The following is a 2,364-nucleotide window of genomic DNA, read 5'->3' as shown; positions in this document are numbered from 1 at the left end:
TGTCGGCGTACACGTGAACGTACACAGCCGCGTACGGATGAACGTGCTCAGTTCTTGATGCGGTGAGGTTGGCGCGTCGGCAGTCTGCTCCTGTGTCTTCGGGGTGGCAGAGAGGTGGCTGATGGTGGTTCTGGACCCGCATCGCTGGCTGGAGTTGAGGCGTTTCCGCGGCCTTTACGAGTCCGGGGCGATGAGTCTGTCGGAGATCGCCAAGGCGACTGGGCTGAACCGTCGCACGGCCAGAAAGTACCTGTCGGGGCAGGCGCCGGTCGCGCCGCCGAAGCGGGCGCCGAACGGGAAGCCGAAGGCTCGGGTGGTGGATGAGGTCGCGCCCCTGATCGACGCGATGCTGCGGGCCGAGATCCTCATCAAAGGGGCGGTGGTCCACGAGCGCCTGGTCAAGGAGTACGGCTTCACCGGCAACTACCAGCGTGTGAAGATCTACCTGCAGGAAGCCCGGCCCCGGATCGCGGACGAGCTGGGCATCAGCCCCGGCGAACTCGCGGGTCTGCACCGCCGGTTCGAGGTCGTCCCCGGTGCTCAGGCGCAGGTCGACTGGGGCGACGAGGGCAAGGTCCTCGCCCATGTCGGGATCCCGAAGGTCTATTCGTTCCACATGACCTTGTCCTACTCGCGCGATCCGTTCTGCTGCTTCACCACCAGCCAGGACCTGGCGACGTTCTTCGACTGCCATCGCCGCGGGTTCGCGCACTTCGGCGGTGTGCCGATGACGATCGTCTACGACCGCACCAAGACGGTTGTCCGTCGCCACGTCGCTCCTGGTGAGGCGGTTCCGCTGCATCCGGAAGCGGTGGCCTTCGCCGGGCACTACGACTTCGACATCGACGTCCTGGCCGCCTACCGCCCGACCGGGAAAGGACGGGTCGAGCGCCAAGTCCTGATCGTCCGCGATCATGTTCTGGCGGGCCGGGCCTACTCTTCAGTCGAGGAGATGGACGCCGCGTTCACCGCCTGGGTGCCGATGCGGCGGGCGAAGGTCCACGGCACCCACGGCGAGGTCATCGGCCATCGCGCCGTCCGTGACCACGTGGCCTTGCGGCCGCTGCCCAGGACACCGTATGTGGTCGCCCAGCGGCATCTGCGGCACGTGGGCAAGGACTGTCTGGTCGCCTTCGACGCGAACCTGTACTCGGTGCCGGCCCGCAGGGTCCGTGCCCGTCAGCTGGTCGAGATCCGGGCCACACGGTCGCAGATCAGCCTGCACTCCACCATCGCCGACGCCAACGGTGAGACCCTCCTGGCCGTCCACCCACGGGCTGTTGGCCGCGGCGCCCGCATCGTCGACGACAGGCACTGGGATGGCCTGCCCAAGGGCGATAACCGGCGCGTCACCACCGGCGACGTGATGGCCCAGCCCCGCCACCGGGACGCCCTGGGCGAGGAAGCCGGACCGCTCAAGGCCCTGCTGAACCGGTCCGCCGCCAGCCGCATCGAGGTCAGTCGGCGTCCGTTGTCGGTCTATGACGAGCTGACCGGCACCCGCCCTTTCACCACCAATTCGACGACGAGGGAAGCCCGTTGAGCCAGCTGGTTACCGCCCGCATCCGCAGCACGGCCGCCAAGCTCGGCCTGCCCCACCTGGCCGAGAGCCTGAACCAGTACGCCGAGCGGGCCGAGGAGGGCAAGCTCGGCTACCTCGACTTCCTTGATCTGGTCCTGGCTGAAGAGCTTGCGGTCCGCGATGACCGGCGTTTCCGGCAGGGCCTGCGACTGTCGAAGCTGCCGCACCACAAGACGCTGGACGACTACGACTTCTCCTTCCAGCCCGAACTCGACCCGCGCAAGGTCAAGGACCTGGCCACCCTCTCGTTCATCGAGGCGAAGGCCAACGCAGCTCTTCTGGGCCCGCCGGGAGTGGGCAAGACACACCTTGCCGTCGCCCTGGCCGTCGCGGCCTGCCGGGCCGGGTTCTCGATCTACTTCACCACGCTCGACGACATGGTCCGCCAGCTGAAGACCGCCGAAGCCGCGGGCCGGCTGACCAGCAAGCTCCGTTCCTACCTGCGGCCCAGCGTTCTCGTCGTCGACGAGGTCGGCTACCAGCCCCTCGAGCGCGCTGAGGCGAACCTGGTCTTCCAGGTGATCTCGAAGCGTTACGAGAAGGGCTCGATCATCCTGACCTCGAACAAGACCTTCAGCGAATGGGGCCAGGTCTTCGGCGACGAAGTCCTCGCCACCGCGATCCTCGACCGCCTCCTGCACCACTGCGACGTCATCGCGATCAACGGCCCCAGCTACCGGCTGAAGAACCGACTCGCCGCCATCGAGCGCGAGACCGACGTTGCCTGAGAGCTGAGCACGTTTATCTGTACTTGGCTGAGCACTTCAGGGAGTACGCGGACA

General features: G+C 67.0%; 2 protein-coding genes. Both read left to right on the top strand.

Annotated features, from left to right (window positions below; translation table 11 throughout):
- Positions 1-124: 124 nt before the first annotated feature.
- Positions 125-1,543 (top strand): IS21 family transposase, encoded by a 1,419-nt coding sequence (gene istA, locus ABZT06_RS50445; protein ID WP_355756662.1) that lies wholly within the window; start codon positions 125-127, stop codon positions 1,541-1,543.
- Positions 1,540-2,310, top strand: coding sequence for an IS21-like element helper ATPase IstB (gene istB, locus ABZT06_RS50440; protein WP_327579963.1), 771 nt, complete (start codon positions 1,540-1,542; stop codon positions 2,308-2,310). Before istA ends, istB begins: the two co-directional genes overlap by 4 nt.
- Positions 2,311-2,364 lie beyond the last annotated feature (54 nt).

Origin of the sequence: Streptomyces sp. NPDC005483, from assembly GCF_040606035.1 — a bacterium.
In the GTDB taxonomy this organism is placed as follows: Bacteria; Actinomycetota; Actinomycetes; order Streptomycetales; family Streptomycetaceae; genus Streptomyces.
Note: the sequence above shows the minus strand (reverse complement) of the source record. Positions and strands in the feature narration are given on the sequence as shown.